The organism is Cellulophaga sp., from assembly GCF_039943695.1.
In the GTDB taxonomy this organism is placed as follows: domain Bacteria; phylum Bacteroidota; class Bacteroidia; order Flavobacteriales; family Flavobacteriaceae; genus Cellulophaga.
Genome location: NZ_JBDVAA010000105.1, coordinates 1 through 22613, shown reverse-complemented (window position 1 = coordinate 22613; position 22613 = coordinate 1). Strand labels below are relative to the sequence as shown.

Below are 22613 nucleotides of genomic sequence, written 5' to 3'. Positions count from 1 at the left end.
TTTTGTAACAAATTCTTAGGTAGCTCGTCTTATGACCGTAACAATCATTAAAACCAGCTACTCTTGGAAACAATACTTACAGTAAAAAATCTCACAAAAAAATTCGGTTATTTAACCGCAGTAAAAGATTTATCTTTTACTATAGAAAAAGGAAATGTTTATGGTATTTTAGGTCCTAATGGTAGTGGTAAATCTACTACACTTGGTATTGTACTAAATGTAGTTAACAAAACTTCTGGAGATTTTAGTTGGTTTGATGGGAGCATAAATACACACCAAGCATTAAAAAGAGTTGGCGCTATTATAGAGCGACCAAATTTTTATCCATATATGACGGCTGTTCAAAACCTAAAATTAGTTTGTAAAATTAAGGAGGTAGATGAAGCTAAAATCGAAGAAAAACTAGAGTTGGTTGGACTTTTAGACCGTAAAAATAGTAAGTTTAAAACCTACTCATTGGGTATGAAACAGAGATTAGCTATTGCCTCTGCCCTTCTTAACGATCCTGAAATACTTATTTTAGACGAACCTACAAATGGTTTAGACCCACAAGGAATTCATCAAATTAGAGAAATCATAAAGCTTATTGCTGCGCAAGGAACTACAATTTTACTTGCTTCACACCTTTTAGATGAAGTAGAAAAAGTATGTAGCCACGTTGTTATTTTAAGAAAAGGAGAAAAATTATATTCGGGTCGTGTAGATGAAATGATTGCTAGTTATGGCTTTTTTGAACTAAAAGCTGAAGATAATGAAGCACTGTTATCATTTTTAAAAACAAATTCAAATTTTAGCTCTATTACTGAAGAAAACGGACTTATAACTGCAAATTTAAAAACAGAATTAAGTGCTTCACAATTAAATAAAGAGCTTTTTACTGCCGGAATAAATTTATCACACTTAGTTAAACGTAAAGAAAGCTTAGAAGAACAATTCTTAGAGCTTACTAAAAATCAATCTAACTAATCACTCCAATCAAAAAAACTAAAAAATATGTTACGTTTACTACAAATAGAATTTATAAAATTATGGAATAATAGAGCTAGTAAAGTTTTAATACTTGCTTACTTTATATTAATGATACTTATAGCTGGTATATCTATGATAAAGGTAGATTTTGGTCCTTTAAAATTTCATATTGCAGATGTTGGTATTTTCAATTTTCCATACATATGGCACTTTAACACGTTTATGGCCGCCTTTTTAAAACTCTTTTTAGCCATTGTTATAGTCTCTATGATTGCTAATGAATATAGCAACAAAACAATAAAACAAAACCTAATAGACGGCTTATCTAAAAAGGAATTAATACTCTCAAAATTTTTAACAATAGGTGTATTCTCTTTAACATCTACTATTTTTATATTCCTTATTTCATTATTTCTGGGTTTAATTTATTCAGATTTTAATGAGGCTTCAATTATTTTTTCTGATTTAGAATATTTGGCAGCATACTTTGTAAAACTTATTGGTTTTTTCTCTTTCTGCTTTTTTGTTGCTGTATTGGTAAAACGTTCTGCTTTTGCATTAGGCTTTTTGTTTATATGGTTTATTGGAGCTGAAATTATCCCTTACACATACTTAGCATCTAAATACTCTAAAGAATTAGCAGATAATGTAACTAGCTTTTTCCCTTTTGGATCTATGTGGAGCACCATTACAGAACCTTTTAGTAGGTTAAATGTTATTAAGTCTGCAGCGCAGCAAGTTGGTGAAGATATATCTAGAGATTATAGTGTGCAACCTTTACAATTGGTAATTGTATTATGCTGGACCGCTATTTTTATATATTTATCATACGTATTACTAAAAAAGCGAGACTTGTAAGTCTCGCTTTTTTTTTTCAATTTATGAGTTATAAAAAGAAAAAAGTTTAATTAAGTCTTCTTTTTTCTTCAAATTCAAATTATTCTGTTTTATAAAACTTTCCAGATCTTTTTCTTTGCTGTCAAATAAACCAATAATATCTTTTTTCTTCTTTGGCATCTTAACAGCAATATTTTCCTTGTTAGAATAATATAAAACATCATCCTCTCTCTCTAATCTTTTAGGTTCTGATTTACCATAACCAGTTTTTGCTTTATGAGCTTCATAATATTTAATTGTTTGTTTTAGTAATAAAGAAATTTTTTCACCTTCTTTTAGTAAAAGAAAATAACCTGTTTTTTTTCCTTTATCATAATCAAACATCTTGTATACTTCATTTGTGTTAACGAAAATAATAGGTAAATCGTAAAAACGAGATAAATAATAAGCATCTTTACCTCGTTGAATTTCCATTTCATCTTTATAAGCATTGTACCTTACAAAAAATGTTTTTTTATCCTTTGCTAATTTAGCTGGTCTAAAGTCATCTATTATATAACTATCTCCTTTAATATCGCCTGAAGAAGAGCTATCAAAAGATGTCACTGTCATTCTACTATACAAGTTTGTTAAATTAACATCAGAAACTTGAGCTTCTAAATGTAAAACACCTACAAACAATACTATAAATAGTGTTTTTAATTTGGTTGATTTGATTATTGATTTTCTCATAATAACTATTTTTAATAATTTAAACTACAATATAAATTTCTTACAAAAATCAACCCAATAGTATAATTAATGTATAATTTTATGTTAAAAAAAAGAGATTTATAAGTATATTTAAGCGTTTTAGAGAACGCTTTTATGAAACCAACCACAAAACTCCTTGCAATGGCTCTGCTGTTGCCCTTACTTTCTTTTGGCCAAACTCAGGCTTCTAACTGGTATTTTGGAGAAGGTGCTGGTTTGCGTTTTAATAATGATGGTAGCGTTACCGCTGTTACAGATGGTAAATTAAATACTACTGAAGGTTGTGCTACAATATCTGACGATACTGGTAATTTATTATTTTATACAGATGGCATACGAGTATATACCAAAGACCATGTTCTTATGCAAAATGGTACTGGCTTGTACGGAGACCCATCTAGTTCTCAGTCGGCATTAATTGTTCCCAATCAAAAAGACACTAATATTTTTTACATTTTTACTGTAGATACTAGTGTTTTTGAAGCAGATCCAGATTATGGCCTTAATTATTCTACTGTAGATATGTCTTTAGATGGAGGAAAAGGAGCTGTTACGTCTAAAAACGTTCGACTTTTAGATTATTGCTCCGAGAAAATTACAGCGGTTCTTAAAGATTGTTTTGATAAATCTGTTTGGGTAATTACCTATGCAACCAATGATGGTAGCGAGGGGGTTTTTGATACTTTTCACGCTTTTGAAGTAAATGACACTGGTGTTGTGACGACCTCTGTAAAATCTAAAGTAAATAGTTTTATAACAGACAAAAGAGGTTATTTAAAACTATCTGCAGATGGTACCAAAATGGCATCAGCTAACGTTAGTCAAGGTTTATATTTATACGATTTTAATGCAGATACTGGTGTTCTAAGTAATGAACAACGTATAAACATTAATGCTCCAAATAAGGATCCATACGGTCTAGAATTTTCGCCTAACAACAAGTTGCTTTACGTACACACTTACAATGCCCAACAAGGTTTAGTCACAGAAACATCTAACCTTTTACAATACAATTTAACAGCCGCAAACATCTCTTCTAGTGAAGTTATTTTAGACAATAGAAACATTTACCGTGGCGCTTTGCAATTGGCCGAAAATGGTAAAATTTACAGAACCATTGCAAACTCTTACGACCAAGGAACACAGTATTTAGGTGTTATTAACAACCCCAATCAATTAGGCACTACCGCTGGTTACCAGCACAATGCTGTAAACTTACAAGGAAAATTAGCTACACAGGGATTACCTCCTTTTATACAGTCTTTTTTTGCTAAAGAAGATTTAGTTAAAAATACAGACGGAAGTACTAGTCCATCTTTAACTATTTGTGAAACAGATAATTTTACACTAGAAGTAGATAATTTTCCTGGAGCAACTTACGCATGGTCTTTAAACGGAGTACCAATAATAAATAATAGTAATATATTAAACATTACTAACGCAACTTTAGCAGATGCCGGAAAGTATGCATTAGAAGTTACTCCTGCAGATCCATCAGAATGTCCTATAATTGGAGAAGCACAAGTAAATATTAACACATTACCTATTGCCTTAAACACTACTTTAACACAGTGCGATTTAGATAGCAATTCTACAGATGGTTTTGCTAGTTTTAATCTAGAGCAAGCTAGTTTTGATATTTCCAATGGTATTGCAGAAAATACGGTCAATTTTTACGCATCAATAACAGATCGTGATGCTAACATTCCAATTACAAACCCAATTGGTTACAGAAACACAACGGCTACTAAGCAAACCATATATACCAGTGTTACTAACGAAAACAACTGTGTTGTTTTCGCAGAGTTAATTTTAGAAGTACAACCTACCACAAGTAGTTTACCAACTAGATTACCATATTATGCGTGTGATGTTGATGCTTTAGATACAGAAAAAACAGGCTCTTTTAACCTAGACGCCATAAAAACTAAAGATTACCCTGGACTAGAAGTTAGTTTTTATGTTTCTATTGAAGATGCTTCTTTAGAATTTAATCCTATTTCTGGTGAGGATTATATTTCTACTTCGGCAACTTTATATGCCAGATTAGAAGCTAGTAATCAATGCCAAGGCGTAGAAGAAATTACTTTAATTGTACAACCTACTCCAGAAGTTGTTATTAATGACGAGTATTTTTTATGTACAGACAATCCTGTTTTAGGACTAAATGCAGAAGTTAGATTTGATATGTACCAATGGTTAAAAATTGAAGCTAATGGCACTGAAAATTTAATTTCTAATACAGCAAACGCAACTATTACTGCTGTTGGAAACTACAGATTAGAGGTTGGTTACAGTTACAATGGTGGTACACTAAATTGTGTTAATAGTAAAGAGTTTAAAGTTACGCCGTCTAACATAGCTGTAATTACTAATGTAGAGGTTAAGGATTTAAGTAACAACAATAGTATTAGTATTATTGTTACTGGTGATGGTGATTACGAATATGCAATTCTAAATCCACTTGGTCCATACCAAGATAGCAACACTTTTACTAATGTGCCTACAGGTATTTTAGAGGTTTTTGTTAGAGATAAAAAAGGATGCGGAACTACAGCTCCTTTTGAAGTTTCTGTAATTGGCTACCCTAAAACGTTTACTCCTAACGGTGATGCTATTAATGATACTTGGCAAATTAGTGGTATTAGTTCTACTTTTTTAGCTAAAAGTGATATTTATATTTTTGATAGATACGGTGTGCTTGTTGCTAAAATAGACCCCAGTTCTAGCGGTTGGGATGGCGATAGCAAAGGGATTCCCGTTCCTGAGTCTGACTATTGGTTTAGAGCTAAGCTTGAAAATGGCAGAGACTTTAACGGTCATTTTTCTTTAAAACGATAAGCTGCGCTAGGGATTGAAGCGGCACCACGTATTTGCCGATAGGCAAAACGGAGTATAGCGTAAAGCCCGCCCGAGCGCCCAAAATACATTACTTATTTGTATGCTTTTATTGCGGTATTTGTTACTTTTAATCTATGAAATTTAAAGTTGTATCAAAATTTGAACCTACTGGTGACCAACCACAAGCAATTAAGGAGTTGGTTAAAGGGGTAAATGAAGGAGAAAAACACCAAACTCTATTAGGAGTTACAGGCTCTGGAAAAACGTTTACGGTGGCAAATGTGGTAGAAAAGGTACAAAAGCCCACCTTGGTTTTAGCACACAATAAAACGCTGGCAGCACAGTTGTACTCTGAGTTTAAACAGTTTTTTCCTGAAAATGCTGTAGAGTATTTTGTGTCTTACTATGATTATTACCAGCCAGAGGCATACATACCAACTACAGGTACTTTTATAGAGAAAGATTTGTCTATAAACGAGGACATAGAAAAATTGCGTTTAAGTGCAACATCTTCCCTACTCTCTGGGCGTAGAGATGTTATTGTTATTGCGTCTGTGTCTTGTTTGTATGGTATTGGTAACCCTGTGGAGTTTCAAAAAAATGTAATTTCTATAAAAAAAGATCAGGTTATTTCTAGAACTAAATTTTTACATCAATTAGTACAAAGTTTATACTCTAGAACTACAGAAGATTTTAGAAATGGTAATTTTAGAGTTAAGGGAGATGTGGTAGATGTTTTTCCTAGTTATGCAGACCACGCATTTAGAATTCATTTTTTTGGTGATGAAGTTGAAGAAATTGAAGCTTTTGATCCTTTGCATAATAAGGTTCTAGAGGTGTATGAAAACTTGACAATTTACCCTGCTAATATGTTTGTAACATCGCCAGATATTTTACAAAATGCCATACACGCTATACAAGCAGATATGGTTAAACAGGTTGATTATTTTAAGGAAATTGGTAAACATTTAGAAGCGAAACGTTTAGAGGAACGTACTACGTTTGATTTAGAAATGATACGTGAACTTGGCTATTGTTCTGGTATAGAAAACTACTCTAGATATTTAGATGGTAGACTACCAGGAACTAGACCTTTTTGCTTGTTAGATTATTTTCCGGATGATTATTTAATGGTAATAGACGAAAGTCACGTTACTGTACCACAAGTACACGCTATGTATGGTGGAGACAGAAGTAGAAAAGAAAACTTGGTAGAATATGGTTTTAGATTGCCTGCTGCTATGGATAACAGACCTTTAAAGTTTGAAGAGTTTGAAATGATACAAAACCAGGTAATACACGTAAGTGCTACACCAGCAGATTATGAATTACAATTAAGTGGTGGCGTGTATGTAGAGCAAGTAATTAGACCTACTGGCCTGTTAGACCCAATTATAGAAATAAGACCTAGTTTAAACCAAATAGATGATCTGGTAGAAGAAATACACTTACGTATTGAAAAAGATGAGCGCACTTTAGTTACTACACTTACCAAGCGTATGGCAGAAGAACTGGCTAAATACTTAGACCGTATTAGTGTACGTTGCCGTTATATACACAGTGATGTAGACACTCTAGAGCGAGTAGAAATTATGCAAGATTTACGTAAAGGTTTATTTGATGTGCTTATTGGTGTAAACCTTTTAAGAGAAGGGTTAGATTTACCAGAGGTGTCTTTAGTTGCTATTTTAGATGCTGATAAGGAAGGTTTTCTGCGTAGTGCACGTTCTTTAACGCAAACAGTTGGTAGAGCTGCAAGAAATGTAAATGGTAAGGCTATTATGTATGCTGATAAAATTACTGCTAGTATGCAAAAAACCATTGATGAGACTAACTACAGAAGAGAGCGACAAATTGCTTACAACACTAAACATAATAAAAAGCCTATGGCTTTAAATAAGAGTTTGGATAGTGCTTTATCTCAAAATTCTGTTTCTACTTATCATTTTGAAAAAGAAGAAGCAAGAGCTGCAGAACCAGATATGGCGTATTTAACTACAGACCAAAAAGAAAAAATGGTTCGTGAAAAACGTAAGGCTATGGAAAAAGCTGCTAAAGAATTAGATTTTATGCAAGCTGCTAAATTAAGAGATGAAATAAAAGCATTACAAGAAAAATAAAAAATGCCCTAAGCAACCAAGCTTAGGGCATTTTACAAAAACTAACCAACCAAATCTAATATTGTTTTACCTAGCGTGTAAAACAATATTTAAAACCTATTATGCAATATCTATTAGCCTTTTTGGCTTAGGTAATGCTTCTTCTTTTTTAGGTAATGTAAATTTTAAAATTCCATTGTTATAGGTTACATTAATACTATCTTCATTAATAGTATCTGGTAAACTAAAGGTTCTTTTAAAACTTTTTACGCTAAATTCTTTTAAAGAAAACTTCTCTTTTACATCTGTATTTACTTTTTCATCTACTACAGACACAGATAAAATATTTTTATCTACTTCTATATTAAAGTCTTCTTTTTCTCTACCTGGAGCTAGTAACTCCATGGTATAATCTTTTTCGTTTTCTTTAATGTTAACTGGTGCTGTATTAGGTGAATTATTCTCTAAACCACCATACCAATCTGTATTTAATATTTCATTTAATAATGAAGGAAAAACTGTATTTCTTTTAACTAAACTCATAACTAACAATTTTAAATTTTAATATTTATTCTTGTTATGTTACTTTTCAAATGTTATACCAATATAGGTGTTATGACTTTTTGACACCAAAACACCGTTTAACAATGACAAAATGACTTGTTTTCAAAATAAAACACGCCAAAATAAACCATATCAAACAAAAAGAGAGATACAGTTACCGTTGTAAATATTAAAAATTAGATGGGTTGCTAGTTCTGTTGCGCTTTAAAAGCTTCTTCTATAACACTTAATGGTACTTCTTTATTTGGGTAATTGTGCATAATAGATAACACTTGTTGTATGGCCATTGGAGATAAGCCCATACCTAATCCTAATTTGTGTAATTTATTAATTTCTAATATAGATTGTTTTTCATCTACATTCATTAATTTAACTAAGTTAAAAAAATGATTAACTTTTTCAGCTTCTGTACCTGGTTTAATACGCTCTATTTTTGCCTCAAAAAGAGAATCTAAAACAACTGCGTCTACACCTAAATCCTCTGCTACTTCTAGTAAAAAGTCGTACTCAGACTGTACTAATCCGTCTACCTTTGCTAAATCAATTAAATCTAGCAATACACTTAGTTTTTTTAAATAATTGGTTTCTATAGACATAGCAAAATTTCTGGACAGCAATATAGTGCATTTTATAAAAAACAGACAAGAAAATGCATAGAAAATGTATAACTGATACTCAATTATGTATCAATGGTATATTTAATGTAACTTTGTGCAAAATAATATTTTTTATGACGAATAATGATACTCTAAAAAAATTAAGAGTCGCGCTTATGTTACGTGATGATGATATTGTAGAAATATTAAAATTAGTAGATTTTAAAATTACTACAAGTGAACTTGGTGCTTTTTTTAGAAAAGAAGATCATCCTAAATATATGGAGTGCGGAGATCAAATACTACGTAACTTTTTAAACGGACTGGTTATATATTTACGTGGTTCTAAGGATAACCCTACTACACCCGCTGAAGCTTTAGCTAAAAAAGGAAAAACTAGCTTGCCAAAGAAAAAAATATACGCAAACAATAAACCTAAACCTATTTATAAAGATAAGGTTAGAGAAAAAAACAAGTCTCAGGATTTAAGCAGCGTAAAATATAAGAATAAGAAAAAATAATATTTTTTTTAAAGCATAAAAAAAGGGACAATCTTTAGATTGTCCCTTTTTTAGTATAACTTTTTTTAGCTTAAGCTAAAACTTCTTTTACTTTATCTGCAGCTTCTTGGAACTGTACAGCGGACTGTACATCTAAACCAGAATTGTCTATTAATTCTTTAGCAATATCTGCATTAGTACCTTGTAAACGTACAATAATTGGCACATTTATAGTTCCCATATTTTTATAAGCATCTATAACACCCTGAGCAACACGGTCACAACGTACAATACCACCAAAAATATTAATTAAGATTGCTTTTACAGCAGGATCTTTTAATATGATTTTAAAAGCAGCCTCTACACGTGCAGCATCTGCAGTACCACCAACATCTAAAAAGTTAGCTGGCTCACCACCTGCTTGCTTTATTAAATCCATAGTAGCCATTGCTAAACCAGCACCATTAACCATACAACCAACGTTACCGTCTAAATCTACATAGTTTAATCCTAATGCTCCAGCTTCAACCTCTATAGGGTTTTCTTCACGCAAATCTCTCATTTCTGCGTATTGCTTTCTTCTGTATAATGCATTATCGTCTATAGATACTTTAGCATCTACAGCCATAATTTTATTGTCTGATGTTTTTAAAACTGGGTTAATTTCAAACATACTAGAATCACTCTCTACATAAGCCTTGTATAAAGAAGCAACAAATTTTGTCATTTCTTTAAATGCTAAACCAGATAATCCTAAGTTAAAAGCAATTTTACGTGCCTGAAAACCTAGTAAACCTGTTGCAGGATCTATTTCTTCTGTGAAAATTAAGTGCGGAGTACTTTCTGCAACTTCTTCTATATCCATACCACCTTCTGTAGAATACATAATCATATTTCTACCAGTAGCTCTGTTTAACAGTACAGACATATAGAATTCTGATGTTTCAGTTTCGCCTGGATAGTAAACATCTTCTGCTACTAATACTTGGTGAACTTTTTTACCCTCTGCAGAAGTTTGTGGTGTAATTAGGTTCATCCCAATAATGTTACCTGCAATTTCTTCTACTTCGTTTAAATTTTTGGCAAGTTTAACTCCCCCACCTTTACCTCTACCACCAGCGTGCACTTGTGCTTTTATAACATGCCATCCAGTACCAGTTTCTTGTGTAAGTTGCTTTGCAGCAGCAACAGCTTCTTGTGCATTATGTGCAACTATTCCGCGTTGTATACGTACGCCAAAGCTTGCTAAAATCTCTTTTCCTTGATATTCGTGAAGGTTCATATATATTAGGTATATTTTGTTCTGGTACAAAAATAAGAAACCAAGGTCAATTTCTCTAATTAATTTTAGGTTAGCTTCCTATTATTATAGTGATACATCGAAATAAAACATAATAATGTTACATATATAACAAATTGTTATTTTTTAATAATAATGCAACTATATTTTTTGAACCTAGAAATAACTATCTTAGTTTTGTCTTATAAAAATAAACAATTACAGTTATGCAAGCATCCGATTTATTAAAAATTGCAAAAACATACGGAGATCCCGTTTATGTTTATGATTCGGAAAAAATTATTTCCCAATATCAAAGACTAACAAATGCTTTTAAGGGTGTTAAAAAATTAAAACTTAACTATGCTGCTAAAGCATTGTCTAACATATCTATTTTACGCTTAATGAATTCTTTAGGTAGCGGTTTAGATACTGTTTCTATACAAGAGGTAGAACTTGGACTTTTAGCTGGTTTTAAGCCAGAGTCTATCATATACACACCAAACGGAGTTTCTTTAGAAGAAATTGAAAGAGCTGCTGCATTAGGTGTACGTATTAACATAGACAACTTGTCTGTTTTAGAACAGTTTGGAAGCAAACACCCAAACATACCTGTGTGTATTAGAATTAACCCGCACGTTATGGCTGGTGGTAACTCTAACATATCTGTAGGTCATATAGATTCTAAATTTGGAATTAGTATTCACCAGATTCCTCATTTGTTACGTATTGTAGACCTAACTAAAATGAATATTAACGGCATACATATGCATACTGGTAGTGATATTTTAGATATTGATGTTTTCTTATACGCATCTGAAATACTTTTTGAAACTGCTAAAAACTTTAAAAACTTAGATTTTATAGATTTTGGTAGCGGCTTTAAAGTACCTTACAAAACTGGTGATATAGAAACTAATGTTGAAGAGTTAGGACAAAAATTAAGTGCAAAATTTAATGCCTTTTGTAAAGAATATGGTAAAGAGTTAACCTTAGCTTTCGAACCTGGTAAATTTTTAGTGAGTGAGTCTGGTTTCTTTTTAGCTAAAGTAAACGTAGTTAAACAGACTACTTCTACTGTATTTGCTAGTATAGATTCTGGCTTTAACCACTTAATTAGACCAATGCTTTACGGATCTTCACACGAGATTGAAAATATATCTAACCCAAAAGGCAGAGAACGTTACTACTCTGTTGTGGGTTATATTTGCGAGACCGATACTTTTGCCAGTAACCGTAGAATTAATGAAATATCTGAAGGTGATATTCTATGTTTTCGTAATGCAGGAGCATATTGTTTTACAATGGCCAGTAATTACAACTCTAGATTTAGACCACCAGAAGTGTTATGGCACAAGGGTGAAGCCATTTTAATACGAGAAAGAGAAACACTAGATGACCTTATAAAAAACCAAGTAGATGTAAAAAATTTATTTACTAAAAAAGAAAAAGCCACTGTTAAATAAACAGTGGCTTTTGCCTTTTAAAGCATCAACTAAACTTACAAACTATCTTCTATTTTATTTTCTAATTGTTCTCTAAAATTAGCTTCAAATTTTTCTTTAAAATTTACTTCTAATTCTAAATTACCTTGTGTATTTTTCTTAACATTTAATTTATTGTTGGTAGACGCTATTGTTAATACACTTACCTTTTCTAACGCTTCTTTACCATCTTTATACCCGCCAATGTTTTTTATACTTTGTAGTAAACTAGAGAAAAACTCTTGCATTTGGTACTTTTCAATCTTAGACTCTTTTATTTCTTCTAAAACTGTGTTTATTAATTTAACACCAAATGTAGTTTCTAAAAACTCTTCTATTTCTCTTTGTTTCCTTTTTAATTCTAATGGTGTAGGCACCAATTCATCTTTCACCTCAAAATAAGTGTCATCTGTTAAAAGATCCACAAAACGAGTAAAATTATTAATACGTATACAATCTATTTGTGCCATTTGCACATAGCTAATTTCTTCACCAGAAATAATTACCAAAATATTATTTTCTGTATTTATTTTAATTGGAGTACCTTCTATATAAACACCAGAACTTAAATTTAAAAATACTGTAGCTTTGTTTTGCTGATTATCTATAGCATTATGAGCTATAATCTTATCTAAAATAACTTTAGGTGTTTCTACCAATAATGACGGGAAAATATTTTGTATATTCATTTTAACTTTGCTAATTATACTGCAAACTTATCGCATAATATATACATATATTACCCTTGTTTCTGTTAAATTATATCACGGTAAACAGGGAGTAAGTTATCTTTGTAAAATAAATTTTTATATTTTTCGTTAGCTTTTTTAAGGTTGATAGACTAAAAACAAAATACATACTATGAAATTCAAATCCATAAACACTATAAAAATTTGTGCTATTCTATTTTTAGCATTTACATCTTTTACTACAAATGCACAAGAAGTAAAGTGGTTGAGCTGGGAAGAAGCCGTAGAACTTGCGAAAACAGATAAAGAGCCTAAAAAAATGTTTATAGATGTTTACACAGATTGGTGTGGATGGTGTAAAAAAATGGATGCTGATACGTTTCAAAATCCAGAAGTAGCTAAATATATGGCTAAAAACTATTATATGGTAAAGCTAGATGGTGAACGTAAAGAACCATTAGAGTACAAAGGAAATACTTATAAATTTGTTGCCTCTGGAAGAAGTGGTTACCACGAGTTTGCAGCTGCTTTAATGCAAGGTAAGATGAGCTACCCAACAACAATTTTTTTAGACGAAAAACAACAAATGCTTTCTCCAGTTCCTGGTTACCAAAAACCTAAACCGTTTTTAAAAATAGCAAAATATTTTGGAGAAGATATACACAAAACTAAGAAATGGGCAGAGTACGATACTAAAGCCGAATAACAATATTTATAAATATAAAAAAAGCGCTCTAAATTAATTTAGAGCGCTTTTTTTATGCTGTATTTTACTATTTTATAGTTTTACCTTGAGTTACAAAGGATAACCCTTGCTGACCTTTTGTAGATATAAAAACACCTTCAAAAAGCGGCTTACTAGTCAATTTATTTATTTTCCAATCAAAAATAAAGTTACCTCCTGTTCCTCCTTCTTTATCGTGTTCATCTATAACAATTGCAACACTCTCCATAGGAGCAATATATATTGGTTTTTTGTTATAATTACGTATTAATTTACCCGCTGTATTATAAAATTCCGCTTGCAAAATATATAACGTATCTGTATTACTTGTATTACGCATATTTACTGTTGCCGTTAAATCATGAGTAGTATGCTCTGATTGACTATAAACTTGTGAATAGACAGACAAATATGTTTTTCCTGCTTTTAAAGAATCTGAAATTTTATAATCTACGCTTCTTTTATTCCAGTTTACTGTACTTGCAGTAGTAGTTTCTTTTTGCTCTTTACAAGAACCAAAAGTTATAACCAAAAACAATATTAAAACAGCGTTTTTCATCTACATCTAATTTTAAGACTAAGTTACACAAAATATAGTTTTACCATATATTTTATGCTTTAGCAAAATACTTTTTTCTTAACCAAAATGACACTCTAACAAGCAGTATTAAAGCTGGCACCTCTACCAATGGTCCTATTACACCTGTAAAAGCCTGACCAGAATTTAAGCCAAATACAGCAATTGCAACAGCTATAGCCAGCTCAAAATTATTGCCAGCTGCCGTAAATGCTACAGCCGTAGTTTTATCATAACTAGCACCAGTTGCTTTAGTAAAGAAAAAGCCAATAATAAACATTAGAGTAAAGTATATTAATAATGGTATTGCAATAATTACCACATCCATAGGTATTTCTACAATCAACTCCCCTTTTAAAGAAAACATTAGTACTATTGTAAACAATAAAGCTATTAATGTAAGTGGTGAAATTGTTGGTATAAACTTAGTATTGTACCACTCCTCTCCTTTTAAGTTTACTAGTATTAGTCTACTTAAAATTCCTAATAGAAAAGGTAAACCTAAATAAACAGCAACACTTTCTGCAATTGCACCAACAGAAATATCTACAATGGCACCTTCAAAACCAAAATAAGGAGGTAAAACAGTAATAAACAACCAAGCATAAAAACTATACGCAAATACCTGAAAAATACTGTTTAAAGCTACTAACCCGGCTCCGTACTCACTACTACCATCTGCTAAATCGTTCCAAACAAGAACCATTGCTATACAACGCGCCAAACCTATTAAAATAAGTCCAACCATATACTCTGGATAATCTTGTAAAAAGATAATAGCTAAAAAAAACATTAATACAGGACCAATAATCCAGTTAAGAATTAATGAAATTGATAGTATTTTTGTGTTTTTAAACACCTTAGGGAGCAATGCATAGTTTACTTTTGCTAAGGGTGGATACATCATTATAATTAACCCAATAGCAATAGGAATGTTAGTTGTACCTACGCTAAAAGAATCTATAATATTAGGAAAAGTAGGTGCAAAATAACCAATACCAACACCTAAAACCATTGCTATAAAAATCCACAATGTTAGATAACTATCTAAAAAACTTAATTTTTTACCCGCCATTATTTTTTAATATTTGAAAATAAATAAAACATTTCTGAAGCTATTTGTTCACTTCTCTCTTGGTATTTTTCGGCTTGTTGTGGAGTACCATCAAAAGCTTTTGGATCTTCAAAAGTTATAGGAATACGTTTTTCTGCTCCTGCAATAAAAGGGCAACCACCATCTGCTTGTGAACAAGTCATTATTGCTGCAAATTCTGAATCAGGATTAAAATCATCATCATACTTTTTAGAGAAACCAATAATTGGAACTGCATTTACATCATACTTAATACTATAAATAGGATTGTCTGTTTCTGCTAACTTTTCAATTTTAAAACCTGTATTACTTAGCGTTTTTGCCACCATAGGAAAAAGCGCAGTAGCTTCTGTACCACCAGAATAGCACGTAACATTTTTAATATTAAAATATGCCGCCATTGTTTGTGCCCAAACCTGAGATAAATGACTTCTTCTAGAGTTATGCGTGCATATAAAATTTAGGCGTACCTCTTGGTCCTTTTCTACTTTATCTTGCACAAAGTCAGCCAATGGTTGCAATACTACCTTTCGCTCGTCACTAACAGCTACATCTTTTAAATTACTGATAAAGGAATTAATTTCTTCAAAAATCATTTTAAAATATTTAATTATTTAACTCTAGCAACAACCAGAATTTGGTTCGCAACTATTACCTGACGCTTGTATACTAGCTAATTTTACTTTTTCTTTCTTTTCTGGAATGCCACATTTATCTTTAGCTAAACAGTCTGTTAATTTTGATGTTAGCAAAAAGTTAGTTCCGTCAAAATCTAATCCGTACCTACCAATAGTATCTCCTTGGTATTCTACTTCTACATCTAAATCTTCAATTCCTAAAACTTTTTCAGATAATTCTATAATACTAACCAATTTTTCTGGGTGCAATCTATGGTCGTAGTCTTGCTCATTCCATAATTGAAAACTTACAGCTTCCTCATTCCTAACTGTACCTCCACAGTCTATAAAGTTTTTTGTAACCTTACCCACTTCTGTTACGTGAAAATGACTAGGTACTAAATCACCATTAGGTAATTGAAATGCAATTTTATCTAAACTCTTTAAATTTGCTTTAACTTCTGATAATTTCATATTATTCTATTTTAAATTATACTTAACAACAACCATTGTCTACTTCTAAATCTTGATCTAAAAACTGATTCATTACAGCTTTCATTTTTTTCCAATTCTCTGGATGTATGCAGTAACAAACACTAGTACCTTCTACATTTCCTTTTATTAAACCTAGTAATTTTAATTCTTTTAAATGCTGAGAAATTGTTGGTTGCGCCAAACCAATTACTCCAACTAAATCTCCGCAGATACAGGCATTAATTTTAAATAAATGTTGAAGTATAGCTACACGTGCTGGGTGACTAAAGGCTTTAGCATAAATTGCTATCTGATTTTGGTCCTCTGTAAATATTTCTGTTTTGGCTAAACCCATAACTTAATTTGTTTATTGCAATATTACGATTAATATGTGCAAATAAGAAAATTTGATCAAAAAAAAATGCAGCATAACTAAAAAAGCTATACTGCATTTGTTTTAAATAAAATAAAGTTTATCTGCTATAATTAGGAGACTCTTTAGTAATTGTAACATCATGAGGGTGACTTTCATTAATACCACTAGCGGTAATTTTAACAAATTTACCTGTTTCTTTTAGCGTTTCTATATCTTTTGCACCACAGTAGCCCATACCTGCACGTAAACCACCAACAAATTGATGAATACTTTCGTATAACTCACCTTTGTAAGGTACACGACCTACAATACCTTCTGGTACTAATTTTTTAATATCATCTTCAACATCTTGGAAGTAACGATCTTTACTACCTTGCTTCATAGCTTCTACAGAACCCATTCCGCGGTACGACTTAAATTTTCTTCCTTCGTAAATAATAGTTTCTCCTGGAGATTCTTTTGTGCCAGCCAATAAAGAACCTAACATTACAGTATCTGCACCAGCGGCAATAGCTTTAGGTATATCACCAGTATATCTAATTCCGCCATCTGCAATTACAGGAACTCCACTACCTTTAATAGCTGCAGCAACCTCTAATACAGCAGAAAACTGAGGAAAACCAACACCAGCAACAACCCTAGTTGTACAAATAGATCCTGGTCCAATACCAACTTTTACCGCATCTGCACCTGCTTCTACTAAATATTTAGCAGCCTCCGCAGTTGCTATGTTACCCACAATAACATCTAAGTCTGGAAATTTCTTTTTAACCTCTTTTAACACAGCCACCACACCTTTAGTATGTCCGTGAGCCGTATCTATAATTACTGCATCTACGCCTGCATTTACTAATGCTTCTGCACGCTCTACTGCATCTGCAGTAACACCTAAAGCAGCAGCAACCCTAAGCCTACCATATGTATCTTTATTTGCTATTGGTTTTAACGTAAGCTTTGTAATATCTCTAAACGTAATTAAACCTACCAATTTGTTGTCTTTATCTACAACTGGTAGCTTTTCAATTTTATTTTCTTGTAATATATCTTCTGCTTGTGCCAAAGAAGTACCCTCACTAACAGTTACCAAATTTTTAGAAGTCATAACTTCAGAAATTGGTCTGTCGTTATTTTTTTCAAAACGAAGATCTCTATTGGTAACAATACCAATTAACTTTCCTTCTTTATCTACTATTGGAATACCACCAATACTAAACTCTTTCATATTAGCTTTTGCATCGCGTACAACAGAATCTAACGGTAAAGTAACCGGATCTATAATCATACCACTCTCTGCACGCTTAACCTTACGCACCTTAGCAGCTTGCTCTGCAATAGTCATATTTTTATGTAATACACCTATACCGCCCTCTTGCGCCATAGCAATAGCCATACGAGATTCTGTAACGGTATCCATTGCCGCAGAGACAATTGGTACATTAATAGTTATATTTTTAGTGAATTTTGCTTTTATACTTACTTCTCTAGGAAGTACTTCTGAAAAAGCAGGAACTAGGAGTACGTCATCGTAAGTAAGACCTTCTCCAACAATTTTATTTAGGTGAGCTTGCATAGCAATTAAGGATTAATTGCGTGCAAATATACAATTTATATATGTAAACAACCACATATTTACCAATAAGAGTTTTCACAATGTTTTCTTAACGTTTGCATAGCATAGGTATACCTCTCTATTGGTTTTAAGAAGTCTCCTTTAAAACGTATTTTTTTAGGCACAACCAAAGCATAAACAGATTTTCCTTTAGCTATACGCTCTATTCTTTTTAAGGTTTTAGCACTCATTTCTATATAAATAGGATCTACCCATAAGTATTGCTCCTTGTGTAAAATAGTTTTATCCCAAGCAAGACTTTCTTCTAAACTTAAAGCTGTGGGCTTTACATACAAATTATACATACTTTTAAAAGCCGAATTAAATACTTTTTCACTTCCTTTTTCTGATGAAACTAAAACTTCCTTTTTTATAAATAATTTATACGGAAAACTAGTTGCTAAATTTAATTTAGTAGAAATAAAATGAGCCATTCTAGGCCACACAACTTTATGCCCTTTTTCTTCTACAGACAATGCATACCACTTATAAAAATCTCTTCTTTCTTTTATAGTTTCATATTCTAAAAATAAATTGTTTTTTAGGTTGAAGCTGTTTGCCTGTTGCCAAATAACCGTATTTTTTAATCGGTCTTTTTTAAGCCAATCTTTATGTAAAAGTGTACTTCTTCCGGTTAATTTTTGATATTGTTTAAGACTCTTCCATTCTGCAGCGGAGCTATCAATATAAAAAAAGAAAAAAAATAGAATTAAAAAGTAACGCATAGTAGTATAAATCTACTAAACTATACGGCAAAAATTAGGTTGTAGTTTGCTTTTTACACAATTGATACAAAACAAGCATTACAGAAGCTGTAAAAGTAGTGGTCATTAATATACCAGATATCATAATAACATATTTCATCCAAAGTATGCCACACCAAAGCACATAAATACCACCAAATGTTAGTAATACAGATAAAAATGGCTCCATTGTTAAAAACAGCTTTAGCTTTTTAGGAAGTTTTGTAAGCCATACCAAAACTCCTAACAAAAAGAAGATAAAAGACATAGACAATATATGTGTATGCACAGTGGTAAGCATTTCTCGCTTACTTTTCTTAAACTTCATCACATCTCCATTTTCATCTTCTTCATTACCTAAATAGTTTTCTGTAATGCCTGCTGGTTTTGCTTCTGTGGTTTCATTAATAAATAAAAGACCTGTATAAAAACCAATAGATAAGATTACCACAAAAGCTCCTATAAACAGCTTAATTTCTGATGGAAAAGTACTTAGTAGTCCGTTGTAGGTCATTATAAAAATTAAAATTTCATTTGCAATGTAACGTAATAGTTTCTGTTTGATGAAGGTATAATACCTGGTCCTGGATACCCAGTTGCCCTTCTTGTAAAGTATTTTTTATCTAATACATTATTAATTCCTGTTTCTAACTTTAAAAACTTGTAGGTATATGATAAGGAAACATCTAAAACACTATACTTTGGCAATACACCATTAACACCACTTAAACTAGCTTCCCTGGAGTTACTAGCATCTGTAAATTGCTCTGTTAAGCTTGTGTATTGTATGCTAGATAATAAATTTTTATATCCAAATTTTACACCTGTTTTAAAATTAAAATCTGGTACAAATTCTACACTTTTTCCTTTAATTCCGTTTTGTTGTGACTTTGTGTATTCAGATTTTATTATAGATGAATTAATAAAATAGTTAAAGCTATAATTACTATTCATTTTTAATATCTTTTTAAAATTAAAATCTACTAAAGACTCTACTCCTACAATACGTGCATCACCTACATTGGTCCTTTCTTGCTTTACGCTACCATCATCTAATTCCTTTGTTAATAAACCTATCCTATCATTGTAAAAAAGACCAAAAATACCAGCATCGTAAGAGATGTAATTTTTATAGTTACCCCTAAAACCAAGATCTAAAGTATATCCTTTTTCGTCTGATAAATCTCCTATTATAAAAGAAGGATTAACAATATTTAAGTCTGAAAACGTTACTGATCTATAGTTTTGAGATGCATTACCATAAATTTCTACGTAGTTATTTAATTTGTAACTAGACCCTAAACCAAACAATACAAAAGAACGAGTGTTGCTATCACTACTTTCTACAGTTTCATTTAAAATAACGTTACCTGCAGCATCTGTATTTATATTTTTAAAGAAACCATCACTTTCCGTTTTTATATATTCTACACGTACGCCTGGTGTAACAGACCAATTATCTTTTATATAAAGTATATTTTCTGCAAAAAAAGCAACATTTAAATTTGGGTTTTTATAATTAGACTGTGCTGCGTAATTTGGATAATCTGTTATTGCTGAAGAAAAGTTAGCATCACTACCATTTGTTCCTGGTCCTTGTACAGATGTATTGTTTGCTTTATAAAACTTAGCACCTACCAAGTAAGTTGCCTTTTTACCAAATAAACTGTATTTGTTTAAAAACTTAGTTTCAAACCCAAAATTTTTAAAGTCACCAGTTATTAAATCTCTTTCTTCATTTGTGTCTACTTGGTCTACTCTATTGGTTCTAAAACCCAAAGCGTTTCTAGATGCATTTAATCCAAAAAAGTTAAACGACAAACTTGCATTTTCTGTAAACTTATGTTTTAGTTTTATGCTATATAATAACCAATTTACAGCAAACCAGTTTCTTGCTCTATTACTTTGGTATGGGTTTTCTGCAAACATAGCATCTGTTAAACCACCTGCTTGCTGAGCTAAATAGTCTAAGTACGTTATTTCTGCCTCTAACTTAGTTTTAGTATTTAATTGATACCCTAAATGTAAAAAAGCGTTTTTAGAGTTAAAGTATGAATTTGGCCTAAAACCATCTCCTTCCTTAAAGTTAAAACTTGCATAATAACTAACTTTATTTTTAGTTCCGTTTACACTAGTGTAGTTTGTATATAAATTGTTACTACCAATAGTATTCCTTGTTAAAACTTCTATTTCTTTAGTCGGATTTGGTTTTTTTGTAATAAAATTAACCAGTCCGCCAAACTGAGTTCCGTACTGTAAAGAAGCAGCACCTCTAATTATCTGGATTTCTTCTAAAGCTTCTGCTGGTGGTGTATAATAACTCTCTGGATACCCTAAAACATCTGCACTAATATCATACCCATTTTGTCTTGTATTAAAGTTAGATGTTCTATTAGGATCTAATCCTCTACCTCCTATATTTAATTGCAAACCAGCATCATCATTCTGAAAAATATTTAAACCAACAACCTGACTATATATTTGCCTAGCATTATTAGATGCTAAATTTGCTACTGACTCGCCTACCAAAACAACCTCTGTTTTTTTACCTGCATATATAGATGTACCCACAACATCCTGTAACCGCTTTAAGTTAAAAATTTGAGCCTTTCTTGCCACAACTTCAACTTCAGTTAATTCTATTTCTACAGCAGATAGTTGTTTGTTTAATACAGTATTACCTACCACATTTACTATTTCTTCTTCTATGTTATACTCATAAGAAAAAAACACAATTTCTAATTGTTTATCATTTGTAGTAAACTCATAATAACCTTTGTTATTGGTAACAGAAAGCTTACCCTTGGCTTTATTAAAAATTTCTACACCATTTATAGGTAAATTATTTTCTTTAGATGTAACGGTTCCTGAAACTTTATACTGAGCATAAAGAGATGCGTTACAAAATATAAGTAGTACTATTATTTTAAAATCCTTTAATTTCATCGTTAAATGGTAAAATCCACGTTTTGTGTTTTAATAAATCTTTTTCTTTATATAAATCTACCTTAGGATTTATATACGGTCTGCTTAATCTGCCATTAAATGCTACATAACTCTCTACAAAAACCTGAATATTATTATGGTTTTGTTTTTTAAAATGATCTCCCAAATAATGCGCGTATTGCACAATAAAATCTGGTTGAGTGCTCATTTGCTTTTCTTGAAAAGGCGTTAAAAAATCTGCATTATTTACATAAAATTGCTTTTTAGTTTTACTATCTACAATTTTAAAATTAGCATAGCCCATTTTTTCCATAAGCATTACACGCCATGAAAAACGATATCCTTCCTCTGTCCAAAAAAGCTCTCCAGGATACAATAAATACCTAAATGGCAGCAATAACTGAATGAAAAAAAACACAGCTAAAACTCCTAATGTTAATCTTTTTTTATTGATAGAAAATATATTTTTATCCTTTACAACAACTATATTTTTATTTATAGCAACAGGTAACTTAGAAATAATTTTTCTTATGTAATTGATGATTTTTATGTGAAAGTTGTCACTAAAAAAAATAAGACTACTTACAATCATTATATACGGGAACATCCCAATTGGGAACAATATTCTTGTAAACAAATGAAAAACTACAACAGCAACAAAGGCTAGGATTCTAGTTCTTTTGTAAAGCAATAAAAACGGAATAAAAAGATCATACAACATTCCTGACCAACTCATAAAATAATGCATCCACTCTTGTTGTAATAAAGAGTTTCCTACAACAGGAATATCATATTTAGAAGGCAACCATATTTTTAGTGGCATAGCTCTAAAAAGCCAATCTG

General features: G+C 31.5%; 22 protein-coding genes. 7 read left to right on the top strand and 15 right to left on the bottom strand.

Annotated elements, in window-relative coordinates; translation table 11 throughout:
- The first annotated feature begins 63 nt into the window (after positions 1 to 63).
- Together ABJD66_RS06905 and ABJD66_RS06900 are read left to right on the top strand one after the other, a co-directional pair.
- Positions 64 to 966, top strand: coding sequence for an ABC transporter ATP-binding protein (locus tag ABJD66_RS06905; protein ID WP_348129709.1), 903 nt, complete (start codon positions 64 to 66; stop codon positions 964 to 966).
- Positions 967 to 993: 27 nt separating this feature from the next.
- A complete protein-coding gene (locus ABJD66_RS06900; RefSeq protein ID WP_348129706.1) occupies positions 994 to 1827 on the top strand; it encodes an ABC transporter permease subunit in 834 nt (277 codons plus the stop codon).
- 21 nt (positions 1828 to 1848) lie between these two features.
- On the opposite strand, the gene ABJD66_RS06895 is transcribed toward ABJD66_RS06900, so the two are convergent.
- Complete coding sequence (locus ABJD66_RS06895) at positions 1849 to 2538, bottom strand: hypothetical protein (RefSeq protein WP_100895543.1); 690 nt, start codon at positions 2536 to 2538, stop codon at positions 1849 to 1851.
- Between the two features lie 135 nt (positions 2539 to 2673).
- Here ABJD66_RS06895 and ABJD66_RS06890 point away from each other — a divergent pair, with 135 nt between their 5' ends.
- Positions 2674 to 5400 carry a T9SS type B sorting domain-containing protein gene (locus ABJD66_RS06890; RefSeq protein ID WP_348129703.1) on the top strand — a complete coding sequence of 909 codons (2727 nt, stop codon included), beginning with the start codon at positions 2674 to 2676 and terminating at the stop codon, positions 5398 to 5400.
- 134 nt (positions 5401 to 5534) lie between these two features.
- Positions 5535 to 7520, top strand: coding sequence for an excinuclease ABC subunit UvrB (uvrB, locus tag ABJD66_RS06885; protein ID WP_303543638.1), 1986 nt, complete (start codon positions 5535 to 5537; stop codon positions 7518 to 7520).
- Between the two features lie 99 nt (positions 7521 to 7619).
- Here uvrB and ABJD66_RS06880 read toward each other — a convergent pair whose 3' ends face one another.
- Complete coding sequence (locus tag ABJD66_RS06880) at positions 7620 to 8042, bottom strand: Hsp20/alpha crystallin family protein (RefSeq protein ID WP_348129700.1); 423 nt, start codon at positions 8040 to 8042, stop codon at positions 7620 to 7622.
- Between the two features lie 209 nt (positions 8043 to 8251).
- Complete coding sequence (locus tag ABJD66_RS06875; protein WP_348129697.1) at positions 8252 to 8659, bottom strand: TerB family tellurite resistance protein; 408 nt, start codon at positions 8657 to 8659, stop codon at positions 8252 to 8254.
- A gap of 134 nt (positions 8660 to 8793) precedes the next feature.
- Here ABJD66_RS06875 and ABJD66_RS06870 point away from each other — a divergent pair, with 134 nt between their 5' ends.
- The gene (locus ABJD66_RS06870; protein ID WP_100895538.1) at positions 8794 to 9180 is read left to right on the top strand and encodes a DUF1456 family protein; all 387 of its coding nucleotides are present in this window, start codon (positions 8794 to 8796) and stop codon (positions 9178 to 9180) included.
- Positions 9181 to 9250: 70 nt separating this feature from the next.
- Here the strand turns inward: ABJD66_RS06870 and sucC are convergent, their stop codons facing one another.
- Entirely contained in the window at positions 9251 to 10441 is a 1191-nt protein-coding gene (gene sucC, locus ABJD66_RS06865; protein WP_100895537.1) for an ADP-forming succinate--CoA ligase subunit beta, read from the bottom strand.
- 224 nt (positions 10442 to 10665) lie between these two features.
- On the opposite strand from sucC, the gene lysA reads away from it, so the two are divergent.
- A complete protein-coding gene (gene lysA / locus ABJD66_RS06860; RefSeq protein ID WP_100895536.1) occupies positions 10666 to 11904 on the top strand; it encodes a diaminopimelate decarboxylase in 1239 nt (412 codons plus the stop codon).
- A gap of 35 nt (positions 11905 to 11939) precedes the next feature.
- Here lysA and ABJD66_RS06855 read toward each other — a convergent pair whose 3' ends face one another.
- Positions 11940 to 12611: a hypothetical protein gene (locus ABJD66_RS06855; protein WP_348129692.1), complete on the bottom strand. Its 672-nt coding sequence runs from the start codon at positions 12609 to 12611 to the stop codon at positions 11940 to 11942.
- Positions 12612 to 12783: 172 nt separating this feature from the next.
- Between ABJD66_RS06855 and ABJD66_RS06850 the strand changes: the two genes are divergently transcribed.
- Entirely contained in the window at positions 12784 to 13317 is a 534-nt protein-coding gene (locus tag ABJD66_RS06850) for a DUF255 domain-containing protein (RefSeq protein WP_348129689.1), read from the top strand.
- A gap of 67 nt (positions 13318 to 13384) precedes the next feature.
- Here the strand turns inward: ABJD66_RS06850 and ABJD66_RS06845 are convergent, their stop codons facing one another.
- The 10 genes from ABJD66_RS06845 to ABJD66_RS06800 form a co-directional block, all read right to left on the bottom strand.
- Positions 13385 to 13894: a DUF3124 domain-containing protein gene (locus ABJD66_RS06845; RefSeq protein ID WP_348129686.1), complete on the bottom strand. Its 510-nt coding sequence runs from the start codon at positions 13892 to 13894 to the stop codon at positions 13385 to 13387.
- A gap of 52 nt (positions 13895 to 13946) precedes the next feature.
- Positions 13947 to 14987, bottom strand: a complete 1041-nt coding sequence (arsB, locus tag ABJD66_RS06840; RefSeq protein WP_348129684.1) for an ACR3 family arsenite efflux transporter — start codon at positions 14985 to 14987, stop codon at positions 13947 to 13949.
- Positions 14987 to 15601: a protein-tyrosine-phosphatase gene (locus tag ABJD66_RS06835; protein ID WP_348129681.1), complete on the bottom strand. Its 615-nt coding sequence runs from the start codon at positions 15599 to 15601 to the stop codon at positions 14987 to 14989. The genes arsB and ABJD66_RS06835 overlap by 1 nt, the downstream gene beginning before the upstream one ends.
- A gap of 24 nt (positions 15602 to 15625) precedes the next feature.
- Positions 15626 to 16096 (bottom strand): DUF6428 family protein, encoded by a 471-nt coding sequence (locus ABJD66_RS06830; RefSeq protein WP_348129678.1) that lies wholly within the window; start codon positions 16094 to 16096, stop codon positions 15626 to 15628.
- Positions 16097 to 16118: 22 nt separating this feature from the next.
- The gene (locus ABJD66_RS06825) at positions 16119 to 16451 is read right to left on the bottom strand and encodes a metalloregulator ArsR/SmtB family transcription factor (RefSeq protein ID WP_100895529.1); all 333 of its coding nucleotides are present in this window, start codon (positions 16449 to 16451) and stop codon (positions 16119 to 16121) included.
- Between the two features lie 118 nt (positions 16452 to 16569).
- Positions 16570 to 18042: an IMP dehydrogenase gene (guaB, locus tag ABJD66_RS06820; protein WP_100895528.1), complete on the bottom strand. Its 1473-nt coding sequence runs from the start codon at positions 18040 to 18042 to the stop codon at positions 16570 to 16572.
- A 59-nt stretch (positions 18043 to 18101) separates the two neighbouring features.
- The gene (locus ABJD66_RS06815; RefSeq protein WP_348129674.1) at positions 18102 to 18806 is read right to left on the bottom strand and encodes an Insecticidal toxin complex protein; all 705 of its coding nucleotides are present in this window, start codon (positions 18804 to 18806) and stop codon (positions 18102 to 18104) included.
- A gap of 34 nt (positions 18807 to 18840) precedes the next feature.
- The gene (locus ABJD66_RS06810; protein WP_348129671.1) at positions 18841 to 19338 is read right to left on the bottom strand and encodes a hypothetical protein; all 498 of its coding nucleotides are present in this window, start codon (positions 19336 to 19338) and stop codon (positions 18841 to 18843) included.
- Between the two features lie 8 nt (positions 19339 to 19346).
- Positions 19347 to 21770 (bottom strand): TonB-dependent receptor, encoded by a 2424-nt coding sequence (locus ABJD66_RS06805; RefSeq protein WP_348129668.1) that lies wholly within the window; start codon positions 21768 to 21770, stop codon positions 19347 to 19349.
- On the bottom strand, positions 21751 to 22613 hold an 863-nt coding region (locus ABJD66_RS06800; RefSeq protein WP_348129665.1), incomplete at its 5' end, for an HTTM domain-containing protein. The genes ABJD66_RS06805 and ABJD66_RS06800, both read right to left, overlap by 20 nt.

Excerpts from the sequence above, each read along its gene's own strand:
- ABJD66_RS06900 (WP_348129706.1), top strand. The coding sequence starts at position 994 with ATGTTACGTTTACTACAAATAGAATTTATAAAATTATGGAATAATAGA.
- ABJD66_RS06895 (WP_100895543.1), bottom strand. The coding sequence starts at position 2,538 with ATGAGAAAATCAATAATCAAATCAACCAAATTAAAAACACTATTTATA.
- ABJD66_RS06890 (WP_348129703.1), top strand. The coding sequence starts at position 2,674 with ATGAAACCAACCACAAAACTCCTTGCAATGGCTCTGCTGTTGCCCTTA.
- uvrB (WP_303543638.1), top strand. The coding sequence starts at position 5,535 with ATGAAATTTAAAGTTGTATCAAAATTTGAACCTACTGGTGACCAACCA.
- ABJD66_RS06880 (WP_348129700.1), bottom strand. The coding sequence starts at position 8,042 with ATGAGTTTAGTTAAAAGAAATACAGTTTTTCCTTCATTATTAAATGAA.
- ABJD66_RS06875 (WP_348129697.1), bottom strand. The coding sequence starts at position 8,659 with ATGTCTATAGAAACCAATTATTTAAAAAAACTAAGTGTATTGCTAGAT.
- ABJD66_RS06870 (WP_100895538.1), top strand. The coding sequence starts at position 8,794 with ATGACGAATAATGATACTCTAAAAAAATTAAGAGTCGCGCTTATGTTA.
- sucC (WP_100895537.1), bottom strand. The coding sequence starts at position 10,441 with ATGAACCTTCACGAATATCAAGGAAAAGAGATTTTAGCAAGCTTTGGC.
- lysA (WP_100895536.1), top strand. The coding sequence starts at position 10,666 with ATGCAAGCATCCGATTTATTAAAAATTGCAAAAACATACGGAGATCCC.
- ABJD66_RS06855 (WP_348129692.1), bottom strand. The coding sequence starts at position 12,611 with ATGAATATACAAAATATTTTCCCGTCATTATTGGTAGAAACACCTAAA.
- ABJD66_RS06850 (WP_348129689.1), top strand. The coding sequence starts at position 12,784 with ATGAAATTCAAATCCATAAACACTATAAAAATTTGTGCTATTCTATTT.
- ABJD66_RS06845 (WP_348129686.1), bottom strand. The coding sequence starts at position 13,894 with ATGAAAAACGCTGTTTTAATATTGTTTTTGGTTATAACTTTTGGTTCT.
- arsB (WP_348129684.1), bottom strand. The coding sequence starts at position 14,987 with ATGGCGGGTAAAAAATTAAGTTTTTTAGATAGTTATCTAACATTGTGG.
- ABJD66_RS06835 (WP_348129681.1), bottom strand. The coding sequence starts at position 15,601 with ATGATTTTTGAAGAAATTAATTCCTTTATCAGTAATTTAAAAGATGTA.
- ABJD66_RS06830 (WP_348129678.1), bottom strand. The coding sequence starts at position 16,096 with ATGAAATTATCAGAAGTTAAAGCAAATTTAAAGAGTTTAGATAAAATT.
- ABJD66_RS06825 (WP_100895529.1), bottom strand. The coding sequence starts at position 16,451 with ATGGGTTTAGCCAAAACAGAAATATTTACAGAGGACCAAAATCAGATA.
- guaB (WP_100895528.1), bottom strand. The coding sequence starts at position 18,042 with ATGCAAGCTCACCTAAATAAAATTGTTGGAGAAGGTCTTACTTACGAT.
- ABJD66_RS06815 (WP_348129674.1), bottom strand. The coding sequence starts at position 18,806 with ATGCGTTACTTTTTAATTCTATTTTTTTTCTTTTTTTATATTGATAGC.
- ABJD66_RS06810 (WP_348129671.1), bottom strand. The coding sequence starts at position 19,338 with ATGACCTACAACGGACTACTAAGTACTTTTCCATCAGAAATTAAGCTG.
- ABJD66_RS06805 (WP_348129668.1), bottom strand. The coding sequence starts at position 21,770 with ATGAAATTAAAGGATTTTAAAATAATAGTACTACTTATATTTTGTAAC.